This window comes from Mycobacterium sp. (genome assembly GCF_039583805.1).
Classification (GTDB): domain Bacteria; phylum Actinomycetota; class Actinomycetes; order Mycobacteriales; family Mycobacteriaceae; genus Mycobacterium.
This window is the reverse complement of record NZ_JAVKSH010000042.1, coordinates 13,033-15,235: the sequence shown is the minus strand read 5'-3', so window position 1 is coordinate 15,235 and position 2,203 is coordinate 13,033. Positions and strand designations below refer to the sequence as shown.

The window sequence follows — 2,203 nt, the reverse complement described above, 5'->3', positions numbered from 1 at the left end:
TCGCATTCGACGACGCCGATGGCCCCGCACACCCGCACGTCGGTGACGCCGGGCAGGCCGCGCGCCGGGTCCAGCCCGGCGGCCAGCCCGGCCGCGATCTCGGCGACACGCGACCGCCAGTCCTGGGCCAGCAGCAGCTCGATGCTGGCCACCGCCACCGCGCACGCCAGCGGGTTGGCCATGAAGGTGGGCCCGTGCATCAGCGCACCGGCGGCGCCCGAACTGATGGTGCGGGCGATGCCGGTGCTGCACAGGGTGGCGGCCAGGCCGAGGGATCCGCCGGTGAGCGCCTTGCCGACGCACATGATGTCGGGGCTGACGCCGGCGTGGTCGGCGGCGAACAGCTCACCGGTGCGACCGAAGCCGGTGGCGATCTCGTCGAAGATCAGCAGTACCCCGTGCCGGTCGCAGATCTCCCGCAGGTCGACCAGGTAGCGCGGGTCGTGGAAGCGCATCCCTCCGGCGCCCTGCACGACGGGTTCGACGATCACGGCGGCCACCTCGGCGGTGTGCTGCGCCAGTTGCGCCTCGAACGCCGCGGTGTAGCCGGGGTCGTAGTCGCGGGGCACCGGCGGGGCGAACACCTGCTTGGCCAGCACCGAATGTGCCCCGGATGCCCACAGCTCGTGCATGCCGCCGTCGGGGTCGCAGACGCTCATCGGGGTGAACGTGTCGCCGTGGTAGCCGCCGCGCCAGGTCATCAACCGGTGACGGGCGGGTTGGCCGCGGCCGCGCCAGTACTGCAGCGCCATCTTGACCGCGACCTCGACCGACACCGAGCCGGAGTCGCTGAAGAACACCGTGTCCAGCCCGGCCGGTGTGGTCTCGACGAGCAGTTGCGCCAGCCGGGCGGCGGGCTCGTGGGTCAGGCCGCCGAACATGACGTGGCTCATGGTGCGCAGCTGCGAGGTCAACGCCGCGTCCAGGGCCGGGTGACCGTGGCCGTGGATCGCCGTCCACCAGGAACTCATCGCGTCCAGCACCCGGATCGGCGTGCCGTCGTCGATGAGCGTCAGCCACGCACCCCGCGCGCCGACGGCGACCACCGGGGCGACGGCCCCCCCTCTTCCCGGAGCGCCGATCGCGCTGTAGGGATGCCACAGATGAGCGGCGTCGAGCGCGCTGATCTGGTCGGGTGTCAGTGCGGGCATGGAGATCGACGGTAACGCAGACGCTGCCCGGCGGCGTCGGTCGCGGAAACCCCGGCGATCCGGAAGTATTGCACGCCATGATGGCCGACCGGGATCCGCCGCCGCGACGTCGGGCGCGGGTGGCGGCCTGGGACGTGATCTGCACCGTCGCGACGGTGGCGGTGCTTGTGACTGCGGCCGCGGCGACGCGCCTGCCGACGGTGCTGTTCGGCTTCCTCGCTGACGTCTGCCCCGCGGACAATTGCGCCCCGGTGCCGCTGGGAGTCGACGTGTGGATCTACCCGGTGGTGTGGGGCGGCGTCGGGGCGGCGTGCGCGGCGGTTGTCCTCGGCCCGGTCGTCTCGGTGGTGAAGGGGTGGCACCTGTTCTTCTGGCCGATCATCGCGATGGCCCTCGTCGTCGTCAGCGCTGCCGCCGGCGCCGCCATCACCAGCTTCAGTGAGCACTACTGGCGCTGACCGGGTCGCGGTTTCGTGAGACCGACATCACAACGGGCGACGACGGATTGGGCGCGGGCCGTCGGGGGATCTCTGTTCGGTCTCGGTACGACAAAGATCCTCGCCGGTCGCCCTCCCGCGGTGGCAAGCAACCGAATTTGTTGCCAGAGTGACTGTAGTGACAGTAGTGACAGTTGTTAACTGATGGCCGAGACGCGGTGTCAGCCCGCCGAGGCCCCGGAGGGGAATCGAACATGAGACGCATCATCGTCGCAGCCAGCCTGCCCGTCATGGCAGGTGCACTTGCCTTCAACCCTTGCCTGGCCGCCGCCGACCCGGGCTTGTCGCCGGCAGCCAGTCAGCACGCCATCAACATCGTCGTGCAGCGCGCGCTGTCCCAGCGCGGCGTGCCCTACACCTACGGGGGCGGCAACGTCACCGGCCCCACCCGCGGCGTGGACGAAGCGTCGAGCGCCCTCGCCAGCCCCACCCGCGGCGCCGGCCCGGGCGCCGGCACCACAGGCCCCGTCAGCAGGGTGCCCGGCACCACTGGGCCCGGCACCGCTGGGCCCGGTCTCGGCGCCGACCCGAGTGCCAACGCGGTGGGATTCGACG

Annotated in this window: 2 protein-coding genes and 1 pseudogene; 2 read left to right on the top strand and 1 reads right to left on the bottom strand. The window is 71.6% G+C overall.

Going from position 1 to position 2,203, the window contains the following annotated elements; genetic code table 11:
- The coding region (locus ABDW21_RS07730) for an adenosylmethionine--8-amino-7-oxononanoate transaminase (RefSeq protein ID WP_343710265.1) at window positions 1-1,151 on the bottom strand (1,151 nt) is incomplete at its 3' end.
- Between the two features lie 80 nt (window positions 1,152-1,231).
- On the opposite strand from ABDW21_RS07730, the gene ABDW21_RS07725 reads away from it, so the two are divergent.
- Window positions 1,232-1,609, top strand: coding sequence for a hypothetical protein (locus tag ABDW21_RS07725; RefSeq protein WP_343710264.1), 378 nt, complete (start codon window positions 1,232-1,234; stop codon window positions 1,607-1,609).
- A 269-nt stretch (window positions 1,610-1,878) separates the two neighbouring features.
- Window positions 1,879-2,203: pseudogene (locus tag ABDW21_RS07720) on the top strand (NlpC/P60 family protein); the annotation flags it as partial.